At 67.1% G+C, this 18,691-nt stretch carries 19 protein-coding genes; 5 read left to right on the top strand and 14 right to left on the bottom strand.

Annotation, left to right across the window (positions count from 1 at the left end; all coding sequences use genetic code 11):
• The first annotated feature begins 578 nt into the window (after positions 1-578).
• The 3 genes from MTBSS4_RS20535 (at position 579) to MTBSS4_RS20525 (ending at position 4,260) form a co-directional block, all read left to right on the top strand.
• On the top strand, positions 579-1,709 hold the full coding sequence (locus MTBSS4_RS20535) for a type III PLP-dependent enzyme (protein WP_173985239.1): 1,131 nt from the start codon (positions 579-581) through the stop codon (positions 1,707-1,709).
• A gap of 87 nt (positions 1,710-1,796) precedes the next feature.
• Entirely contained in the window at positions 1,797-2,477 is a 681-nt protein-coding gene (locus MTBSS4_RS20530) for an ABC transporter ATP-binding protein (protein WP_254432690.1), read from the top strand.
• Positions 2,478-2,595: 118 nt separating this feature from the next.
• Positions 2,596-4,260 carry a methyl-accepting chemotaxis protein gene (locus MTBSS4_RS20525; protein WP_254432689.1) on the top strand — a complete coding sequence of 555 codons (1,665 nt, stop codon included), beginning with the start codon at positions 2,596-2,598 and terminating at the stop codon, positions 4,258-4,260.
• 3 nt (positions 4,261-4,263) lie between these two features.
• On the opposite strand, the gene MTBSS4_RS20520 is transcribed toward MTBSS4_RS20525, so the two are convergent.
• From MTBSS4_RS20520 to MTBSS4_RS20500, 5 genes are read right to left on the bottom strand one after another with little or no spacing between them, the layout of a single operon-like run.
• Positions 4,264-5,907: an enoyl-CoA hydratase-related protein gene (locus tag MTBSS4_RS20520; protein ID WP_173985237.1), complete on the bottom strand. Its 1,644-nt coding sequence runs from the start codon at positions 5,905-5,907 to the stop codon at positions 4,264-4,266.
• A complete protein-coding gene (gene hypE / locus MTBSS4_RS20515) occupies positions 5,907-6,971 on the bottom strand; it encodes a hydrogenase expression/formation protein HypE (RefSeq protein WP_173985236.1) in 1,065 nt (354 codons plus the stop codon). The genes MTBSS4_RS20520 and hypE overlap by 1 nt, the downstream gene beginning before the upstream one ends.
• Entirely contained in the window at positions 6,972-8,135 is a 1,164-nt protein-coding gene (gene hypD, locus MTBSS4_RS20510; protein WP_173985235.1) for a hydrogenase formation protein HypD, read from the bottom strand.
• Positions 8,132-8,368: a HypC/HybG/HupF family hydrogenase formation chaperone gene (locus MTBSS4_RS20505; protein WP_173985234.1), complete on the bottom strand. Its 237-nt coding sequence runs from the start codon at positions 8,366-8,368 to the stop codon at positions 8,132-8,134. Before MTBSS4_RS20505 ends, hypD begins: the two co-directional genes overlap by 4 nt.
• A gap of 21 nt (positions 8,369-8,389) precedes the next feature.
• A complete protein-coding gene (locus MTBSS4_RS20500; RefSeq protein WP_173985233.1) occupies positions 8,390-9,463 on the bottom strand; it encodes a hydrogenase maturation protein HypF in 1,074 nt (357 codons plus the stop codon).
• On the opposite strand from MTBSS4_RS20500, the gene MTBSS4_RS20495 reads away from it, so the two are divergent.
• Both MTBSS4_RS20495 and MTBSS4_RS20490 read left to right on the top strand, forming a co-directional pair.
• Positions 9,441-9,761 (top strand): hypothetical protein, encoded by a 321-nt coding sequence (locus MTBSS4_RS20495; protein WP_173985232.1) that lies wholly within the window; start codon positions 9,441-9,443, stop codon positions 9,759-9,761. The genes MTBSS4_RS20500 and MTBSS4_RS20495 overlap by 23 nt on opposite strands.
• Positions 9,736-10,092: a hypothetical protein gene (locus MTBSS4_RS20490; RefSeq protein ID WP_173985231.1), complete on the top strand. Its 357-nt coding sequence runs from the start codon at positions 9,736-9,738 to the stop codon at positions 10,090-10,092. The genes MTBSS4_RS20495 and MTBSS4_RS20490 overlap by 26 nt, the downstream gene beginning before the upstream one ends.
• Here the strand turns inward: MTBSS4_RS20490 and hypB are convergent.
• The 9 genes from hypB to MTBSS4_RS20445 form a co-directional block, all read right to left on the bottom strand.
• Positions 10,089-10,937, bottom strand: coding sequence for a hydrogenase nickel incorporation protein HypB (hypB, locus tag MTBSS4_RS20485; protein WP_173985230.1), 849 nt, complete (start codon positions 10,935-10,937; stop codon positions 10,089-10,091). The genes MTBSS4_RS20490 and hypB overlap by 4 nt on opposite strands.
• Positions 10,937-11,281, bottom strand: a complete 345-nt coding sequence (hypA, locus tag MTBSS4_RS20480) for a hydrogenase maturation nickel metallochaperone HypA (protein WP_173985229.1) — start codon at positions 11,279-11,281, stop codon at positions 10,937-10,939. Before hypA ends, hypB begins: the two co-directional genes overlap by 1 nt.
• Positions 11,274-12,446 (bottom strand): nickel-dependent hydrogenase large subunit, encoded by a 1,173-nt coding sequence (locus MTBSS4_RS20475; RefSeq protein WP_173985228.1) that lies wholly within the window; start codon positions 12,444-12,446, stop codon positions 11,274-11,276. The genes hypA and MTBSS4_RS20475 overlap by 8 nt, the downstream gene beginning before the upstream one ends.
• Entirely contained in the window at positions 12,446-12,679 is a 234-nt protein-coding gene (locus tag MTBSS4_RS20470) for a HypC/HybG/HupF family hydrogenase formation chaperone (RefSeq protein ID WP_173985227.1), read from the bottom strand. The genes MTBSS4_RS20475 and MTBSS4_RS20470 overlap by 1 nt, the downstream gene beginning before the upstream one ends.
• 132 nt (positions 12,680-12,811) lie before the next feature.
• A complete protein-coding gene (locus MTBSS4_RS20465) occupies positions 12,812-13,294 on the bottom strand; it encodes a HyaD/HybD family hydrogenase maturation endopeptidase (RefSeq protein ID WP_173985226.1) in 483 nt (160 codons plus the stop codon).
• A 58-nt stretch (positions 13,295-13,352) separates the two neighbouring features.
• Positions 13,353-15,056, bottom strand: a complete 1,704-nt coding sequence (locus MTBSS4_RS20460) for a nickel-dependent hydrogenase large subunit (protein WP_173985225.1) — start codon at positions 15,054-15,056, stop codon at positions 13,353-13,355.
• Positions 15,057-15,069: 13 nt separating this feature from the next.
• Positions 15,070-16,275: a Ni/Fe-hydrogenase cytochrome b subunit gene (gene hybB / locus MTBSS4_RS20455; protein ID WP_173985224.1), complete on the bottom strand. Its 1,206-nt coding sequence runs from the start codon at positions 16,273-16,275 to the stop codon at positions 15,070-15,072.
• On the bottom strand, positions 16,268-17,269 hold the full coding sequence (hybA, locus tag MTBSS4_RS20450) for a hydrogenase 2 operon protein HybA (protein WP_173985223.1): 1,002 nt from the start codon (positions 17,267-17,269) through the stop codon (positions 16,268-16,270). Before hybA ends, hybB begins: the two co-directional genes overlap by 8 nt.
• Before the next feature lie 6 nt (positions 17,270-17,275).
• Positions 17,276-18,406, bottom strand: coding sequence for a hydrogenase small subunit (locus MTBSS4_RS20445; RefSeq protein ID WP_173985222.1), 1,131 nt, complete (start codon positions 18,404-18,406; stop codon positions 17,276-17,278).
• Positions 18,407-18,691: the final 285 nt, after the last annotated feature.

The following is an 18,691-nucleotide window of genomic DNA, read 5'->3' as shown; positions in this document are numbered from 1 at the left end:
CTATTTTTCCGGTTGCCCGGGCGCCTCACCGCCAATAGTGGGATGCCACGGTCCGGCTGCGCTATTCCTTGCGGCCGAGGGCGTGCGGCCGGCGGGAGGGCGGTTTGTCAGCGCGTTGATATCAAACAATAAATCTTGGGGAGTTAAAAATATTTCGAACAAGGGAAAATTTTCACTTTTCATCGTCCGAAAACGGCGTATATAGCGGCCTTAGGACAGACGTACAGCGCACGTGCCTCTGACCACGGGTGGTCAGGCAACGACGTCAAAGGCGTCTTCTGGGTGCAAGCGGGGTGAAAGCCCCCGGTGCTTGGAGGAACTCTTATGAACTCGATTGCTCGGCACGCTTCGGCGTCGTCCGCTCTTCTTTTCTCCGCGTACAAGACGCCCGTAACGCGGCAGGGCTGGGCCCTGCTGTGGTCGGATGTCCGAAGTACGTCCAAACGGGCCTGACGGCATCCCTTCCATTGCCGTCACCGTCGGGTTCCCTCAGGTCGCCACCCGGCTGACCTAGGGGCTTCGACTCTGCCTTTTCGGCCGCAAGCCGTAGACCATCCGGTCCGTTTGGAGCATTTGCCATGACCGCCAAGATCGCCCGTTTCCTGGAAGAAGTTCAGCCCCCCACCCCCTGCCTGGTGGTCGACCTCGACGTGGTTCGCCAGAACTATCTCGACATCCGACGTTGGCTGCCGGTGGCCGAGGTGTTCTACGCGGTGAAGGCCAATCCGGCCCCCGAGATCGTCTCGCTGCTGACCGGCCTGGGATCGAACTTCGACGTCGCCAGCCCCGGCGAGATCGACCTGTGCCTGGAAGCCGGCGCCTCGGCCGACCGCATCTCGTTCGGCAACACCATCAAGAAGCAGCGCGACATCGCCTACGCCTATTCCAAGGGCGTGACCCTGTACGCCTTCGATTCCGAGGCCGAGTTGGAGAAGCTGGCCGAATCCGCCCCCGGCTCGCGGGTGTTCTGCCGCATCCTGATGACCTGCGAGGGGGCCGAGTGGCCGCTGTCGCGCAAGTTCGGCTGCGAGGTCGACATGGCCCGCGACCTGCTGGTCCGCGCCCGCGACCTGGGCCTTGATCCCTATGGCGTGTCGTTCCACGTGGGCAGCCAGCAGACCGACCTGGGGCAGTGGGACATCGCGGTGGGCAAGACCGCCATGCTGTTCACCGCTCTGGCCGAGGCCGGCATCGATCTGCGCATGGTCAACCTGGGCGGTGGTCTGCCCACCAAGTACCGCACCGACATTCCCGCCATGGACCGCTACGCCGACGCCATCATGACCGCCATGACCGATCATTTCGGCAACAACATCCCGACCATGATCATCGAGCCGGGCCGCGGCATGGTGGGCAATTCCGGCGTGCTGGAATCCGAGGTGGTGCTGATCAGCCGCAAGGGCTACGACGACGACGTGCGCTGGGTCTATCTGGACGTGGGCAAGTTCGGCGGCCTGGCCGAGACGATGGACGAGGCCATCAAGTACCGCATCGAGACCCCCCATGGTGACGACGAGACCGGTCCGGTGGCCCTGGCCGGTCCCACCTGCGATTCCGCCGACATCCTCTACGAGAAGTCGGGCTATCGCATGCCGTTGTCCCTGAAGGTCGGCGACAAGGTGCGCATCCTGTCCACCGGCGCCTATACCAGCAGCTATTCGGCGGTCAATTTCAACGGCTTCGCCCCGCTGAAGACCTATTTCGTCTGAGGATGCCGGAATGTCGGCGGGGGCGGGACGCCGGGCGTGTCCCGCCCCTTTTCCGTTCGCGCCGGCGCGGCCATGGGGAGGGGCGGGGTGAGCGGCCCGGCGATCGAGACCAGGGGATTGGGGCGGGTCCTGCCGGGCGAGGTGCCGGTGACCCTGGTCCAGGACATCGACCTGACCGTCGCGGCCGGCGAGTTCGTCGCGGTCACCGGCCCGTCGGGCTCGGGCAAGTCGTCGCTGCTCTACCTGCTGGGATTGCTGGATCTGCCGACCGCCGGCAGCGTCCGGATCGAGGGCGCCGACACCGCCGGGCTGTCGCCGGACCAACTGGCGGCCATCCGGCTGTCCCGCATCGGCTTCGTCTTCCAGTTCCACTTCCTGCTGCCCGAATTCACCTGCATGGCCAATGTGGAGATTCCCATCCGCCGGCTGGGGCGGCTGAGCGCCGCCCAGGCCCGGGAGCGTGCCGCCCTGCTGCTCGATTCGCTGGAACTGGCCGATCACCGCCGGAAATATCCCGACCAGTTGTCGGGCGGCCAGCGTCAGCGGGTCGCCATCGCCCGCGCCCTGGCCAACGATCCTCCGCTGCTGCTGGCCGACGAGCCCACCGGCAATCTCGACACCCGCACCGCCCATCTGGTGTTCGAACTGTTCGGCACCCTGGCCCGCCAGCAGGGCCGCAGCGTGGTGGTGGTGACCCACGACAACGATCTGGCCGCCATGGCGGATCGCCGCATCCATCTGGTTGACGGGCGCATCGTGGCCGATTGAGTATCGTCCGCCGCTGATTATCGTTACTGGTTGTCGGGCGAGAGCTGGGATACAGTTCCGGCTGGGAATGGCGCAAGGGGGGATGGCCATGGGGAAAGCGGGTATTTCTGTCAAGCTGATGTCGACGGCCGTTCTGGCGCTGTTCGGCTTTATCGTCCTGTCGTGGGTGGCGCTGGGCGAGTTGCGGCGGACCATGGTCGAGGACCGGCTGTCCAAGGTGGAGGCCCTGACCCAGGTCGCCGTCGCGACCGCCAAGGCGTTCGACGACCGCGCCAGGGCCGGCGAGTTCGATCAGGCCACCGCCCGCGCCCAGGCCATCGAGACGCTCCGCCACGTCCGCTACCAGGGGCAGGAATACTTCTTCATCTACACCGATGACGGCACCACCGTCATGCTGCCGCCCAAGCCGGAGCGGGAGGGCAAGAATTTCATGGACACCAAGGATGCCGACGGCGTCCCGTTCATCCGGCAGCTGGTCGAGGGCGCCAAGGCCGGCGGCGGCAAGGTGTTCTACAAGTTTCCCCGCGCCAATTCCGACCAGCCGGTGGCCAAGGTCTCCTATGCCGGCCCCTACCAGCCCTGGGGCTGGGTGATCGGGACGGGAATCTACCTGGACGACGTCGACGCCGAGTTCCGTTCGGCGGCGTGGCGATTCGCCCTGATCGCCCTGGCGGTCACCCTGGTTTCCCTGGTGCTGGCCGGCCTGCTGGCCCGGGGAATCGCCCGTCCGATCCTGCGCCTGTCCCACGCCGCCGAACGTCTCGCCCAGCGGGATTTCAGCATCGAGATCGACCGGACCGAACGTCACGACGAGATCGGCGCCCTGACCAGGGCCATCGCCGTGCTGCGTGACGAGGCCGCCCAGGTCGAGGCCACCCGCGCCGAACAGCAGGAAGGCTACAGGCTGGCGTCGATCCAGCGGCGCGAGGCGCGGCTGAAGCTGGCCGACGACGTCGAGGCCACCATCAAGCGGGTTTCCGACGTGCTGGTGGACGCGGTGGCCGATATGGAAGGCGCCGCCCGCACCGTGTCGGGCGCGGTGCAGAGCGCCGGCAACCAGGCGGCCGGCGTGGTCGCCACCGCCGAGCAGGCCTCGGCCAACGTCGCCACCGTCGCCGCCGCCGCCGAGCAGTTGTCGGCCTCGATTCACGAAATCGCCAGCCAGGTCCACCGTTCGTCCGACATGTCGCGCCAGGCGGTCGGCGAGGCCGAGCGCACCAACGCCCTGGTGCTCAGCCTGGCCGAGGCCGCCGGCCGCATCGGCGAGGTGGTCACCCTGATCAACGATATCGCCGCCCAGACCAACCTGCTGGCCTTGAACGCCACCATCGAGGCCGCCCGCGCCGGCGACGCCGGCAAGGGCTTCGCCGTGGTGGCGGGCGAGGTCAAGACCCTGGCCAACCAGACCGCCAGGGCGACCGAGGAGATTTCCAACCAGATCGGCGCGGTTCAGTCCCGCACCCGCGAGGCGGTGGCGGCCATCCGCGGTATCGGCGACACCATCGGCATCCTGAACGACATTGCCGGGGCCATCGCCGCCGCGGTCGAGCAGCAAGGCGCCGCCACCCAGGAAATCGCCCGCAATGTCCAGGAGGCGGCCAGCGGCACCCAGGAGGTGGCCGGCGTGCTGGGCCATCTCTCTGCCGCCACCGCCGAGGCCGGCGGCAGCGCCGAATCCGTGCTCTACATCGCCGGTCGCCTGACGTCCGAGGCCGGCAGCCTGGAAACCGAGATTCACAATTTCATGGATACGGTCCGCTCGGACAAGGGCGCCCAGGGATAGGGATCACCTCTTCCTTCGGTGCCGGGCCAGATAGAGCGGCGTCCGCGACTTCGGCACCTTGTGGATGAAGTTGTAGCGGGCGACGTGGTAGCTGGGATCGAAGCCGTAGAAGTTCAGCGTCATATGTTCCAGTTCCTCGGCCCGGTAGGATTCCAGCGGCTTGTCGGCCTCGTCGGCGGCGCGGGCCAGGCGCTTGGCGATCAGGCGTTCCTCCAGGGCCGGGTCGGCGGCGTGGGCCTCGGCCATCCCTTCGACCATCCGGCGGAATTCGGCCGGATCGCTTCCGAAATGGGCGTCGATCAGGCCCAGGCGTTCGGCCTCGGCGGTGCCCATGGGCAGGCGGGCCTCCACCACCTCCCTTGCCTTGTCGGCGCCGCAGCGCCGGGGCAGCAGATAGGTCCAGTATTCCGAGCCGTACAGGTTGCCCATGCCCTTGTAATGGGGGTTCAGCACCACGCCGTCGCGGGCCAGCACCAGATCGGCGGCCAGGGCCATGAACACCCCGCCGGCGCCGGCATTGCCCTGCATGGCCGCGATGGTGAGGTGGCTGCCGCAGGTGATGATCTCGCGGCACAGATCGTTCATGGCATTGATGTTGCGCCAGGATTCGTCCGCCGGGCTGGCGGCGGATTCGATGGTGCAGAGATGGATGCCGTTGGACCAGAAATCCGGCCCGCCCATCAGCGCGATCACCTTGGTGGGGCGGGAAGCCGCCTTGCGGAAGGCCGCCGTCAGCCGCTGGCAGCGTTCGGTGCTCATGGCGCCGTTGACGAACGGGAAGTGGAGATATCCCACGCCGTGGCGCTCGTCGTACCAGATGTCGTGATAGCCGGGGAGTTCCGGAAGATCGAGGCCATCCAGCACGGTGGCGGCCGGCAGCTTGAGGGCGTGGGGCTGCTTCAGGCGCAGATGGCCGATCCACACCGCGCCGTCGGTGGTGGCCCTGGCCACCGCGTCGCCGCTCCGCGCGATCAGGGCGCCGGGTTCGCCGTCCAGGCCGGCGGCGGCGTGGGCGTCGTGAAGGTAGACGTCCTGCCCATTGATGCGGTCCAGCAGACCCGGCGTGCCGTCGGCGGAACGGATCTTGCGCAGCACCGTGGCGGTGTCGTCCCTGGTCCAGTCGATAACGCGGTCGGCCTGCTTCATGGCCGGTTTCCAGGTGGTGGCGGTGGGACGGCGAGGCTCCGACGAGCCGGCGGCGGCCATTTCCACCGCCTCCATCACCGCATCGACCGCCGAATCCGCCACTTCGTTGCGGTACAGGCTGGATTTGGTCGCCGGACGCATGGGAAAGGTCCGGCTGGCCCAGACCGGGCCGCCGTCCATCTCGACCTCGGCCTGGAGCACGGTGACACCCCAGGTCTCGCGCCCTTCCAGGATGGCCCAGTCCAGTGCCGCCGGTCCCCGGTCGCCGGGGGGGCCGGGATGGACCACCAGACAGAGATGGTCGCGCCAGATCGCCTCGGGAATGGCGCGCTTCAGGAACGGCGCGATGATCAGGTCGGGCCGGGCAAGCCGGACCGCCTCGACGGTGACGGCATCGTTGACGTCGAACTCGCAGGTGACGTCGTGGCCGAGTTCGCCCAGCGCCACCCACAGCCGCTGGGTCAGCGAGTTGAACGAATGGGCGAGCAGCAAGATCCGCATCAGCAGATCCTCGGCAATTGCTCGCCGGCCAGCCAGTCCACCACCCGCATTCCGCCCATGCCGGTGCGCATCTGGACGAAGTGGTGGGAATCCTCGCGGCAGGTGCCGATGCGGGCGGCGTTGGCGCCCAGCGGATGGGCGCGCATTACCGCCAGCAGCGCTTCGGCGTCGTCCTCGGCGCAGATGCAGATCAGCTTGCCCTCGTTGGCGACGTAAAGCGGGTCGAGGCCCAGCAACTCGCAGGCGCCCCTGACCTCGGGGGCGACCGGCACCGCGTTCTCCTCGATCAGCATGCCGACCGCCGATTGCGAGGCGATCTCGTTCAGCGTCGCCGCCAGCCCGCCACGGGTGGGGTCGCGCAGCACATGGATGGCCGGCTGCGCCGCCACCATGGCGGCCACCATGGTGTGCAGCGCCGCCGAATCCGACAAGATGGCGGTCTCGAAGCCCAGGCCCTCGCGCTGGCTCATCACCGCCACGCCGTGATCGCCCATGGTGCCCGACACCAGGATGGCGTCGCCCGGCCGCGCCCGGTCGCCGGAAATCATGACGCCCGCCGGCACCATGCCGATGCCGGCGGTGGTGATGAACAGGCCGTCACCCTTGCCCTTCTCCACCACCTTGGTGTCGCCGGTGACCACCGGCACGCCGGCCTCCCTGCTGGCTTTGGCCATGGATTGGACGATGCGCTGAAGATCGGCCAGCGGAAAACCTTCCTCGATGATGAAGCCGGCCGACAGCGACAGCGGTACCGCGCCGGCCATGGCGACGTCGTTGACGGTGCCGTGAACGGCAAGCGATCCGATATCGCCGCCGGGAAAGAACAGCGGGCTGATGACATAGCCGTCGGTGGTCATCACCATGCGGCCGCCCTTCAGCAGTTCGGGGGGGACGTCGAAGGCGGCCTGGTCGTTGCGCTGATTCAGCGCCTCGTTGTCGAAGGCCCGGATGAACATCTCCTCGACCAACTGGGCCATGGCGCGGCCGCCGCCGCCATGGGTGAGGTCGACGCGGCCGTTCTCGACGTCCAGCGGGCGGGGATGGGCGCGGCGGGGCAGGGTCATTCAGTCTCCTTCCGGGTCCGGTCCGCTGGCGTGGCCGGGATCGGCGTCGCGGAAGCGGCCATAGGTCCAATGGGCGGCGCAGGCGCCCTCGGCCGAGACCATGCACGATCCCATGGGGTTTTCCGGGGTGCAGACCGTGCCGAACAGCTTGCAGTCGACGGGCTTCTTGACGCCCCGCAGGATGGCGCCGCATTCGCAGGCCTTGTTGTCGGGCGGGCTGTCCTGGGGCACGTCCCAGCGGCGCTCGGCGTCCCAGGCGGCGAAGCGCTCCTTCAGGCGCAGCGCCGAATAGGGCACCAGCCCCAGGCCGCGCCATTCGAAGGCGCGGCGAAGCTCGAACATGTCGGCCACCAGCGACTTGGCCTTTTCGTTGCCGTCGCGGGTGACGGCGCGCGCGAACTCGTTTTCGACCTCGAAGCGGCCGTCATTGATCTGGCGCACCAGCATGCGCACCGCCTGCATGACGTCCAGCGGCTCGAAGCCGGCGATCACCACCGGCCGCTGATACTCCTCGGCGAAGTATTCGTAGGGGCGCGAGCCGATGATGGTGGACACATGGGCGGGGCCGATGAAGGCGTCCAGCCTGACGGTGCCCAGCTCGCGCACTTCGGGACTGTCGAGAATCTGGGTGATGGCCGACGGCGTCAGGACGTGGTTGCAGAACACGCTGAAATTCCCCAGCCCCATGGCCTGAGCCTGCTTGATGGCCACGGCGGTGGGGGGCGTGGTGGTCTCGAAGCCGATGGCGAAGAACACCACCTGGCGCTCCGGCAGGCTTTGGGCCAGCTTCAGGGCGTCCATGGTGGAATAGACCATGCGGATGTCGCAGCCCTCGGCCTTGGCCTTCAGCAGCGACAGCCGCTTCGAGCCCGGCACGCGCAGCATGTCGCCATAGGTGCACAGGGTGACGCCGTCCTGGCGGGCCAGCCAGATGGCGGCGTCGATGCGCCCCACCGGCAGGACGCAGACCGGGCAGCCGGGGCCGTGGATCATCCGCACATTGGCGGGCAGCAGGTCTTCGAGGCCATAGCGCGAGATGGCGTGGGTGTGGCCGCCGCAGAATTCCATGATGTGATAGGCGCGGCCCGGGTCGGCCTCGGCCCGGATGGCCTTGGCGATGCCCTGGGCGACGGTGCCGTCGCGGAATTCGTCGATATATTTCACGCCGTTCCCTCCGGGACCAGTTCCCCCATCTCGGCGAACAGTTCCAGGGTGCGGGCGGCCTCTTCCGGGTCGATCACCGACAGGGCGTAGCCCACATGGACGATGACGTAATCGCCCACCGCCACGTCCGACACCAGGGCCAGCGACACCGTCTTGGCGACGCCGCCCAGATTGACCTTGGCGTTGTCGTCGGGCAGCAATTCGGTGACCAGGGCAGGCAGGGCAAGGCACATGGTTAAGGTCCTCTCAGAGACTCAACTCAACGCGGCGATCCAGGCCTGGCCCAGGCTGAGACCGGCATCGCCGGGCGAGACCCGGTGGGCTGTCAGTGGGCGCAGACCCCGGCGTTCCAGCCGCTCCACCACGCCCGCGCTCAGCACCCGGTTGAGGAAGCAGCCGCCGCCCAGGGTCACCGTCTCGACTCCGACGGCCTCGGCAGCGTCGCCGGCCCAGGCGGCCAGAGCCTCGATCAGGGTGCCGTGGAACAGGTTGGCCCCCCTTGCCGGATCGGGGCAGGACGACAGCAGCGCCAGGGTCGGCAACAGGTCGAGGATTCCGTCCTGGATGATCCAGCCGGCGGGCAGGGCTTCGGGCCGGGTCACCAGCGCTTCCAGCGCCATGGGGGCCTGGCCCTCGAATTCGGCGACGAGGTGAAGGCCCAGCAGGCCGCAGGCGGCGTCGAACAGCCGGCCGGCGCTGGAGGTTCGCGGGCAGTTGATGCCCTTGTCCAGTATCTGGGGCAGCATGGCGGCGGCGGGAATGGCCTTGAAGCGCCCGGCGATCTCGGCGCCCCGGCCCAACCGGTGCAGGGCGGCGGCGGCCATGCGCCAGGGCTCGCGCGCGGCGGCGTCGCCGCCGGGCTGGGGCAGCAGGGCCAGATGGCCCAGGCGGCGGTAATGGGGGCCGTCCACCAGCAGCAATTCGCCGCCCCACGACTGGTTGCCCGGCCCAAGGCCGAAACCGTCCAGCGACAGGGCGATCACCGGCCCGTCATGGCCGTGCTCGGCACTGATCGCGGCGGCGTGGGCGTGGTGGTGCTGCACCGGCACCTGGGGCAGGTCCAGGCCCTGGGCATAGCGGGTGGAATGAAAATCGGGATGCAGGTCGCAGGCGATTCGGACCGGGCTGACGCCCAGTTCCGCCACCAGGGTGTCCACCGAGCGGTCGAAGGCCTTGATGGCCTCTGGCGTGCCGAGATCGCCGTGAATTGCCGAGACGAAGGCCTCGGCGCCGCGGGTGACGCAGATGGTGTTCTTGAGGAAGGCGCCCACCGCCAGCACCGGCGGCACGGTGCGGGGCAGGGCGATGGTGGTGGCGATGGCGGTCATGCAACCATCATCCTTGTTCCTGTTGCGCGAGGGAAGGACCGATGCCAATGTGATGACGGAGCAGCAGGTGGTCGGATGTCCAATGACCTTGACGGAAATTGATCTTCATAATCGGGTCGAGCACCTGGAAACGGCGTTGTTGAAGCTTTGCGCCGCGACGATGACGCTGATTGCCCTTCCCCAGACCACGGGTGAGGCGGACGCGGCTGGTCAGAGAGAGACCGCCGTGAAGAAGGCTGTGGATTATGTCGTCCAGGCCGCGGAGATCGTGAGTGGTGAACATGCCCCCAGGGAGTGACACCGTCGATTTCACCAACGCTCAAAAATGGGCCGAGGGGCTGGCCGAGCGCGGGCGCCTGCCTCCGCAGGGGGGAGATCCTCCCCACGGTGGCGGCTTGGATGAGCTTTCGCGCCGAGTTGGCGTCCTGGAAGCCGACGTCAAGGAAATCAAGGTAGACCTCAAATCCCTGGTGAAGGATGCCGCCGCCATCAAGGAGCGTTTGGCAGGCATCGAAGGCCGTCTGTCCAACCTGCCGACCACCTTTCAGATGCTGACGTGGTTCGTCGGCATCTCTCTCGGTCTGGTGGGACTGGTGTTCACCATTGCCCGGACGGTTGCCCTTCATTAGCCGGCCAATCCCTTGCGATGGGCGGCCATCCTTCGGCGGCCCTCGGTGATCCAGGCCAGCCACTCGTCCATGCCTTCTCCGGTGCGGGCCGAGAGCTGAAGCACCACGATGTCGGGATTGACCCGCCGGGCAAAGGCGATGCAGCGTTCCACGTCGAAATCGCAATGGGGCAGCAGGTCGGTCTTGTTCAGGATCATCATGCCGGCGGCGTGGAACATGTCGGGGTATTTGAGCGGCTTGTCCTCGCCCTCGGTCACCGACAGGATCGCCACCTTGTAGGCCTCGCCCAGGTCGAAGGCGGCGGGGCACACCAGATTGCCGACATTCTCGATGAACAGCACCGAATCCGGGGCGATGTCCAGGCGTTCCAACGCGGTTTCCACCATGTGGGCGTCGAGATGGCAGCCCTTGCCGGTATTGACCTGAAGCGCGGGGATGCCGGTGGCGCGGATGCGGTCGGCGTCGAAGCTGGTCTGCTGGTCGCCCTCGATCACCGCCAGGGGAAAGCGGTCCTTCAGCGCCAGGGCGGTGCGGCACAGCAAGGTGGTCTTGCCCGAACCGGGACTGGACACCAGATTCAGCGCGAACACCCCGCGACGGCTCAGCCAGGCGCGGTTGCGGCCGGCATGGTCGTTGTTGTGGCCGAGGATGTCCCGCTCGATCTGGACGATGCGCGACTGGCTGAGCCCCGGAACATGCACCCCCGCGATGCCGTGGCCGAAATGCATATCGTGGTCGTGATCGTGATCATGGTGGTGATCATGGCCGTGATGGTGGTGTCCATGGCCGTGGGAATGGGAGTGGCCTTCCACCTTGGACTCGCCGCAGCCGCAAACGGTGCACATCACTCCACCTCCATTTCCTTGATCCGCATTTCCTCGCCGGTGGTGACGGCCAGCCTGGCGCCGCCGCATTTCGGGCAAAGGTCGATGCGCGACGTTACCGCGACGCTTTCCGAACACTCCATGCACCACGCCGTGCCGGGAATGCGGATGATCTCCAGCCTTGCGCCCTCGGTCAGCGGATTGCCCCGCGCCACGGCGTCGAAGCAGAATTCCATGCTTTCGGGGATCACGGTGGACAATTCGCCGATCTCCAGCCACACCGTCTTGACGCGGGTGAAGCCGTGGGTCTCGGCCTGCTGTTCCAAAATCCGCACCACGCCCTCGGTCAGCGACATTTCATGCATGGCGGGTGATCTCGATGGTGCAGGCGACGCAGGGGTCCAGGGCGGCGACGGCCAGGCGGGCGCGGCGCTCCAGGCCGGGGCCGGCCCCGGCCCCCAGCAGGCCGTGACGCAACGGCCCCCGGGGGTGGAAATTCCACTCGGTCGGAGCCAGAATCTGATAGCGGCGCACCACGCCTTCCTCCAGTTCGACGCCATGGACCAGCAGGCCGCGGGCGGCCTCGACACGTCCCAGGCCGCGCCCGCTGCCGGCGAGGTCGGCATCCGTGCCTGGGGCGTCGCATAAATCCTGCGCCAAATCCGCCGCTTCGCGCAACGACGCCGTGATCTCCACCAGTCGGGCGGCAAAGCGGGAGACAAGGCCGCCGCCGTGCCGTTCCAGCAATCCGGCGATCAGTGGATGGCGCATCCGGCGGGTCAGGGCGTTGGTTTCCTGGGGCTGGCCGGCGCAATCCGGCCGGGCGGCATAATGCCCGTCATGGTCGGCCCGCAGGCGGTCGTCCAGATCGGCCGGTCCGGACTCCGCCATGGGGTGGACCGGCGAACGGCCGAAGCCGTCCAGCCCGTCGCGATGGATATGGTTGAGCAGGGCGGCGGCTGGGCCTTCTCCCCGCGACACCCAGGCCGCGAAGGTATCGGGACTCTCGCAGCACTCGTCGGGCGCGGCTGCGAACAGGCGTTCGGCGATGCCGGACAGGATGCTAATCTGTTCGTCCAGGACCGGCCGCGCCACCGCAAGGCGGCCGCCGCCTGGCCGCGCCCAGTCGCCGTCGGGGTAGAGGGCGCGGCGGGTGGCGGCAAGGCAGGGCCGCAGCGTCTTGGCGGCGGCCAGATCGGGTTGCGTCCCGGTCAGGGCCGGCCAGTCGCGCAGAACTCCCAGGGCATGCTCGGCGATGGTCTCGACCAGCAGCAGCAGGCGTCGGGCCATGCGCTGAGGCGGCGGTGCCGGTTGGCCGAGGGCGTTTTCGACGGCGGCGGCGGCGGCCAGACCCTGGGCGGTGCCGCATAGCGCGAAGATGGTGGGAAGGATGGCGATCACCTGGGCCGGCGTGCGCCCGGCCAGCATGCGCGACGCCTGCACCAATCGGGTCGAGCGGATATCGACGCTGGCGACGGAGCCCCCCTCGATTCCGAGAGCGAGGCTGATGCCGGCCTCAAGTCCCTGCATCAGGCGAGGCCGCTGTCCAGCACGTCGGCGAGATAGGCCAGGGCTTCGGCCGCCACTTCGGGCTCGACCTTCTCGGCGGCGAAATTGCCGCCGGCACCCAGGATGACGTAATCGCCCACCGCCACTTCGTCCTCCAGCAGCATCAGGCTGGTGGTGCGGATGGCGCCGAACGCCTCGACGGTGGCCATGCCGTTGTCGATGGCGACGATGCGCGACGGAACCGCCATGCACATCTTACTTCTCCTCCCTCAAGCGCCGGGCGCCCTGCATCCGCAGGGCTGGGCTCCCGCGCCACGAGGCGCGCGCGCTCAACGCGCCAACTCCTCGCCAGGGGGCCTGGCTCGTCGATCGGTTTTTCATCCCCCTCAGGCCGCCTTGCGCCGCGCATCGATGCCGATGGCCTTCAATTCGGCGACGAGGCAGTCCACCACCTCGGGAATCCGGGCGGCGATGGAGGGCGACAGTTCCATGGCGGTGGCGAAGGACAGCGGCTCGATGCCGAACAGCACGATGTTGCGGGGCATCAGGCCGTGGAAGTTCAGCGCCGCCAGCATGTCGGAGATGCCGACCTGATGGGGGGATATCTTGGTCTTGAAAAAGGCGGGAATCTGGTCGCCGGCCAGCCGGGTGATGGTGCCGGGCTCCTTCTTTGCCCGCATGGCATCGGCGATCAGCAGGTGATCGGCGTCCGAGACCTGATCCAGGCAATCCATGCCCGAGGTGCCGCCGTCGATGACCTCGACCTCGTCGGGCAGGTCGTAGCGGGCGATAAGCTCGTTGACGGCGTGGACGCCCACGCCTTCATCGGTGAGCAGGATGTTGCCGACGCCCAGGATCACCACACGCATAGGAACCTCAATGCAAAGCCCCTCTCCCACGAAGGGAGAGGGGGAAGCCGCGACTTTACTACAGCGCCTTGACCTGGACGACTTCCTTGTTGTCCTCGACCACATGCACGGCGCAGGCGAGGCAGGGATCGAACGAGTGGATGGTGCGCAGCACTTCCAGCGGCTGTTCGGCGTCGGCGATGGGATTGTCCATCAGCGAGGCCTCGTAGGGGCCGATCTTGTCGGTGTCGTCGCGGGGGCCGGCGTTCCAGGTCGACGGCACCACGCACTGGTAATTGGCGATCTTGCCGTCCTTGATCACCGTCCAGTGCGACAGCAGGCCGCGCGGCGCCTCGTGGAAGCCGTAGCCCATGATCTCGCCCTTGGGGAAGGTCGGCTTGTTGAAGCTGGCGACGTCGCCCTTGCCGATATTGTCGATCAGGGCCTGCCAGTTCTGTTGCAGCACGTCCTGCATGACGGCGCAGCGCACGGCGCGGGCGGCGTGGCGTCCGATGGTCGAGTGCAGCGCCGCCAGCGGGATCTTGGAGCCCAGCAGCGACGACGCGGTGTCCAGCACCTTGGTGGCATAGTTGATGGTGGGCTGGTGACCGGCGGCGACGCCGGCCAGCACGGAAGACAGCGGCCCGACCTGGGCGCGTTCGCCGTAGAAGGTGGGTGCCTTCAGCCAGGAATACTTGCCGTCGTCCTGGAAGTCGGTGTACTCGGGTGTGGTCTCGCCCTTGTAGGGGTGCAGCGGGCCGGGCTTGGAATATTTGTACCAGGCATGCTTGACCCCTTCCTCGACGCCGTCGCGCAGATAGGCGTCGCCGAAGGCGGTGATGGGCTTGTACTTGGCCAGATCGGCATTGGGAATGTAGCCGCCGGGAACCAGGAACTTGGTGCCCTTGCTGTCCATGGGGAAGTCGGGGCAGGACAGGTAATTGGTGACGCCGGCGCCGTACTTGGTCCAGTCGGCGTAGAAGGCGCCGATGGCGGCGATGTCCACCAGATAGACCTTGTGGATGAAGTCAGACAGCGCATCCATGTGCATCTTCAGCTTCAGCAGGCGCTCGACGGTCAGCACCGACTGGCTGTCGGTGGCGATGGGGTTCGAGACGCCGCCCACCGCCACGTTCTGGATATGCGGGCTCTTGGACCCCAGCAAGGTGACGATCTTGTTGGCGTGGCGCTGGGCGTCCAGCGCCTGGAGGTAATGCGCCACCGCCAGCAGGTTGACCTCGGGCGACAGCTTCATGGCCGGATGGCCCCAATAGCCGTTGGTGAACGGCCCCAACTGGCCGCTGCCGACGAAGGTCTTCAGCTTTTCCAGCGTCTGGGTCATGACGTGGCGGTTGTTGAGCGGCCAGTCCGACAGGCTTTCCGCCAACTGGGCGGTCTTGATCGGATCGGCCTTCAGGGCGCTGACCACGTCGACCCAGTCCAGCGCCGACAGGTGGTAGAAGTGGACGATATGATCATGGATGGCGTGGGCCGAGATGATCATGTTGCGGATGAACTGGGCGTTCACCGGAATGTCCAGGTTCAGCGCGTTCTCGACGGCGCGGACCGAGGTGATGGCGTGCACGGTGGTGCAGACGCCGCAGATGCGCTGGGTGATGGCCCAGGCGTCGCGCGGGTCGCGGCCCAGCAGGATCAGTTCGACGCCGCGCCACATCTGGCCCGACGACCATGCCTTGGTGACCTTTCCCCCATCGACTTCGACGTCGACGCGCAGATGGCCTTCAATCCGGGTGATGGGATCGATGGTGATTCTCTTGGACACTGCTCAGGTCTCCTTACTCGGCGGCCGCGGTGGTGGAGTGGCCGGGTAGAACGGGGAATTTCCGGACGAAAACGATATAGGCCAGCACCTCGACGGCGATCACTCCGATGGTGACCAGCATCTCGGGCGCACTGGGGAAGTAGCTCCAGCCGGGGCCGGTGTCGTAGGCCACCAGGAAGGCGTCGATGCGGTACAGCACCGCGCCGGTCAGCATGCTCATGGCCGCCGCCAGCAACCTGGACAGCCGTGCCCGGTTGGCCGGCTTGGACAGCACCGCCACGGGATAGGCGAACAGCGCCATCTCGATGATGAACATCACGCTCTTGGTGCCCGAGGTGAAGGCGGTGCCCATGGCGCCCCTGACGATCAGGTCGCCGATGCGGATGACCAGATAGGCCACCAGGATGCCCATGATGATCTTGCCGATCTTGGAAAGCAGGGGCAGTTCCGGTCCGATGTCGCGCTTGAATCCGGCGGCCGCCAGGGTGGCCTCCAGGATGACGATGGCGAAGCCCATGCAGATTGCGGTCAGCAGGAACAAGAGCGGCAGCAGCGGCGTCTGCCACAGCGGGTGGATCTGGTAGCCGTACACCACCAGCAGCGAGCCCAGCGACGATTGGTGCATGGTGGGCAGCAGCACGCCGAGGCCGATAAAGATGAACATGACCTTGTTCAGCTTGGCCTTGACGTCCTTCAGCCCCAGGTGTTCCAGGAAGGCGGGCGAGAACTCGATCCACAGCACCACCACGTAGAGGCTGATGCAGACCGCGACCTCGAACATCACCGAGCCGGGCTGGGCGTAGGTGGGCGACAGGATGTGCCAGAAGTTCCAGTAGCGGCCGAGATCGATCAGCACCGACAGGCCGCCCAGCGAATAGCCGAACAGCGAGGCGGTCAGCGCCGGGCGGACCAGGGGGTGGTACTCGCCCTTGTTGAGGATGTAGGTGACCAGGGCCATGGCGTAGCCGCCGCAGGCGAAGCCGGTGGCGATCACCACGTCCCAGACCACCCAGACACCCCAGGGATAGCCGTTGTTGATGTTGGTGACCGCGCCCAGGCCGTAAATGAAGCGCTGGGCCAGGAAGTACATCGCGACGGCGATCAGGACGCCCAGCGCCAGGGTGAAGGGGGTGAACAGCGGGCCGCCGATGGCGGCGTGGCCGTCCCGGGGCTTTTGCAGCCGGCGGGCGACCTCGCTCGGGATGGGGTGGTTAACCATGATTCTGCCCCCCTTGGTCGTCATCGTCGTGATGGGTCTTCGATCCGCGCCATGCCGCCGCCACCAGTCCGGCCAGGGCGATTCCCGGCAGGATCAGGCCGCCGTACAAGGTGGTCTGGAGCGTCTCGGAATCGGCGGCGTAGGACCGTTCCGGCAGGCCGACCGGCAGGGCCAGCTTGTCGAACGGCACGCCGGACAGGTAGCGGACCTGGGTGCCGCCGGCGTCCTTCTCGCCGTAGACGTGATCGACGTATTCCGCCGCCGCCTTCTCGTGATTGTCGCCCGAATCGATGGTGCGCCGAGGGAACAGGTTGGGCTCGCCCGGCTTCATGGCCTTGCGCCGGGCGATTTCCGCCGACAGCGCCTGATGGGTGCCGAACAGGGTGGCTCCGGTCGGGCATTGCTCGGCGCAGGCCGGGATCTTGCCCTCGGCCAGCCGGTGCTTGCACAGCTGGCACTTGGCGATTTCCGGCTTGGGGGTGTCGTACTGGAACTGGGGGACACCGAACGGGCAGGCGGCGACGCAATAGCGGCAGCCGATGCAGGCGTCCTTGTTGTAGGTGACGACACCGTCCTCGGGACGCTTCTGCATGGCCGAGACCGGGCAGGCGGAAACGCAGGAGGGATCGACGCAATGCAGGCACTGGCGCTTGATGTGGGCGAAGCCGTTCTCGGCCTTGTCCTTGTTGGCCATGGTGCCGTGCTGGTAAATCTTGATGACGGTGTAGGTCTTGCCCGACAGCTCCAGCGGCGTGTCCCACAGCTTTTCGCCGATGGTGTCCTCCAGAGGCAGGTTGTTGGCGTCCTTGCAGCCGGACATGCAGGCCTTGCAGCCGATGCACAGCGTCGAGTCGTACAAGAGCCCGATGGCTTTCTCGGGCACCTTCAGGTTGTCGCGCGCTTCGGCGGGGCTGGGGGCCAGGGTGGCGCAGGCGGCTGCCGCCGCCGTTCCACCCGCCGCCTGGCGCAGGAAGTTGCGTCTGGTGATGGTCATGACGACTTACCCCTGCTTGCCGGAATCCTGGCCGTTCTCGTTCTTGCCGAGGTTGCCCACCAGCTTGGCGCCGGCCCCGATGGCCAGGCCGCCGACGGCGGCCACGGTGGCGATGGCGGCGATGGAGGCACCCGTTCCCTGCTCCTCGACCACGCGGGGATACCCCGCCGGCGGGCGCTGGTTCTGCAACTCGGCCAGGGCGTGGATCGGCTTGTGGAAGCCGATGCCCTTTTCGGTGCAGCCGATGCAGGGATGGCCGGTGCCCACCGGCCACGACCCCGAGCCCACATCGTTGAACAGGATCGACGGGCAGTTGGCGTAGGTCTCGGGCCCCTTGCAGCCGATCTTGTACAGGCAATAGCCCTTGCGGTGGCCCTCGTCGCCGAATTCCAGGGCGAAGCGGCCGGCGTCGAAATGGGCGCGGCGCTCGCAGTTCTCGTGGATCAGGCGGGAATAGGCGAATTTCGGCCGTCCCAGGTGATCGAGGGCCGGCAGGGCGCCGAAGGTCAGGAAATGGACCACGGTGGACAGGAAATTGTAGGGATTGGGCGGACAGCCGGGGATGGTGACCACCGGCTTGCCGGCCAGGATCTCGGGCACGCCCGAGGCGCCGGTGGGATTGGGCGGCGTCGACGGCATGCCGCCCCACGACGCGCAGGACCCGATGGCGATCACCGCGGCGGCGCCTTCGGCGACTTCCTTGGTGAGTTGCAGGGCGGTCTTGCCGCCGACCTTGCAGTAGATTCCGTTGTCCTTGACCGGAATGGCGCCTTCCACCACCAGGACGTATTTGCCCCAGTTCTTCTTCATGGCGGCCTCGCGGGCGGCTTCGATCTGATGGCCGGCGGCGGCGAACAGGGTCTCGTGGTAATCCAGCGAGATGATCTCCAGGATCAGCTTCTCGATGGTGGGATGCTCGGCCCTGAGCATCGATTCGGTGCAGCCGGTGCATTCCTGGAAATGCAGCCAGATCACGCTAGGGCGTTCCTTGGCGGTGATGGCCTTGGCGATCTCGGCGTCCGCCCCCTTGGGCAGGCCCATGGTCGCGGCCATGGCGGCGCAGAACTTCAGGAAGTCGCGGCGCTCGATATTGAAGCGGTTCGCGATCTCGCGGGAAATCTCGGTGTCGTCGTACATTGTCCCCCACCTTGTCTGGCGCGTCGGGCTGGCGAAATCCGGAAGGCGCCATCGCGGCCGTCCGGACGTCGTGATCTCGGTTGTGCGATGCAGAGACCGCAAATGCCGTGCCAGGGGATTCGGGTGGGATCGGACGGGTGGGGGAATGCCACCAATGCCGTTGGCGCAAGGCTCTGGCGGACGCTCGTGGAATGCGTCCAGGGCGCGTTGCCTGAGGGCGGTGGAATGATTGTTTGCATCAATGAAAACAATCATTCCACCGGAGCGGCCCGGGCCGGGCGAGTC

Origin of the sequence: Magnetospirillum sp. SS-4 (assembly GCF_902729425.1) — a bacterium.
In the GTDB taxonomy this organism is placed as follows: Bacteria; Pseudomonadota; Alphaproteobacteria; order Rhodospirillales; family Magnetospirillaceae; genus Phaeospirillum.
Note: the sequence above shows the minus strand (reverse complement) of the source record. Positions and strands in the feature narration are given on the sequence as shown.

Coding starts and splice junctions, on each gene's coding strand:
- MTBSS4_RS20535 (WP_173985239.1), top strand. CDS start 579: ATGACCGCCAAGATCGCCCGTTTCCTGGAAGAAGTTCAGCCCCCCACC.
- MTBSS4_RS20525 (WP_254432689.1), top strand. CDS start 2,596: ATGTCGACGGCCGTTCTGGCGCTGTTCGGCTTTATCGTCCTGTCGTGG.
- MTBSS4_RS20520 (WP_173985237.1), bottom strand. CDS start 5,907: ATGCGGATCTTGCTGCTCGCCCATTCGTTCAACTCGCTGACCCAGCGG.
- hypE (WP_173985236.1), bottom strand. CDS start 6,971: ATGACCCTGCCCCGCCGCGCCCATCCCCGCCCGCTGGACGTCGAGAAC.
- MTBSS4_RS20505 (WP_173985234.1), bottom strand. CDS start 8,368: ATGTGCCTTGCCCTGCCTGCCCTGGTCACCGAATTGCTGCCCGACGAC.
- MTBSS4_RS20495 (WP_173985232.1), top strand. CDS start 9,441: ATGGTGGTGGCGATGGCGGTCATGCAACCATCATCCTTGTTCCTGTTG.
- MTBSS4_RS20500 (WP_173985233.1), bottom strand. CDS start 9,463: ATGACCGCCATCGCCACCACCATCGCCCTGCCCCGCACCGTGCCGCCG.
- hypB (WP_173985230.1), bottom strand. CDS start 10,937: ATGTGCACCGTTTGCGGCTGCGGCGAGTCCAAGGTGGAAGGCCACTCC.
- hypA (WP_173985229.1), bottom strand. CDS start 11,281: ATGCATGAAATGTCGCTGACCGAGGGCGTGGTGCGGATTTTGGAACAG.
- MTBSS4_RS20475 (WP_173985228.1), bottom strand. CDS start 12,446: ATGCAGGGACTTGAGGCCGGCATCAGCCTCGCTCTCGGAATCGAGGGG.
- MTBSS4_RS20470 (WP_173985227.1), bottom strand. CDS start 12,679: ATGTGCATGGCGGTTCCGTCGCGCATCGTCGCCATCGACAACGGCATG.
- MTBSS4_RS20465 (WP_173985226.1), bottom strand. CDS start 13,294: ATGCGTGTGGTGATCCTGGGCGTCGGCAACATCCTGCTCACCGATGAA.
- hybB (WP_173985224.1), bottom strand. CDS start 16,275: ATGGTTAACCACCCCATCCCGAGCGAGGTCGCCCGCCGGCTGCAAAAG.
- hybA (WP_173985223.1), bottom strand. CDS start 17,269: ATGACCATCACCAGACGCAACTTCCTGCGCCAGGCGGCGGGTGGAACG.
- MTBSS4_RS20445 (WP_173985222.1), bottom strand. CDS start 18,406: ATGTACGACGACACCGAGATTTCCCGCGAGATCGCGAACCGCTTCAAT.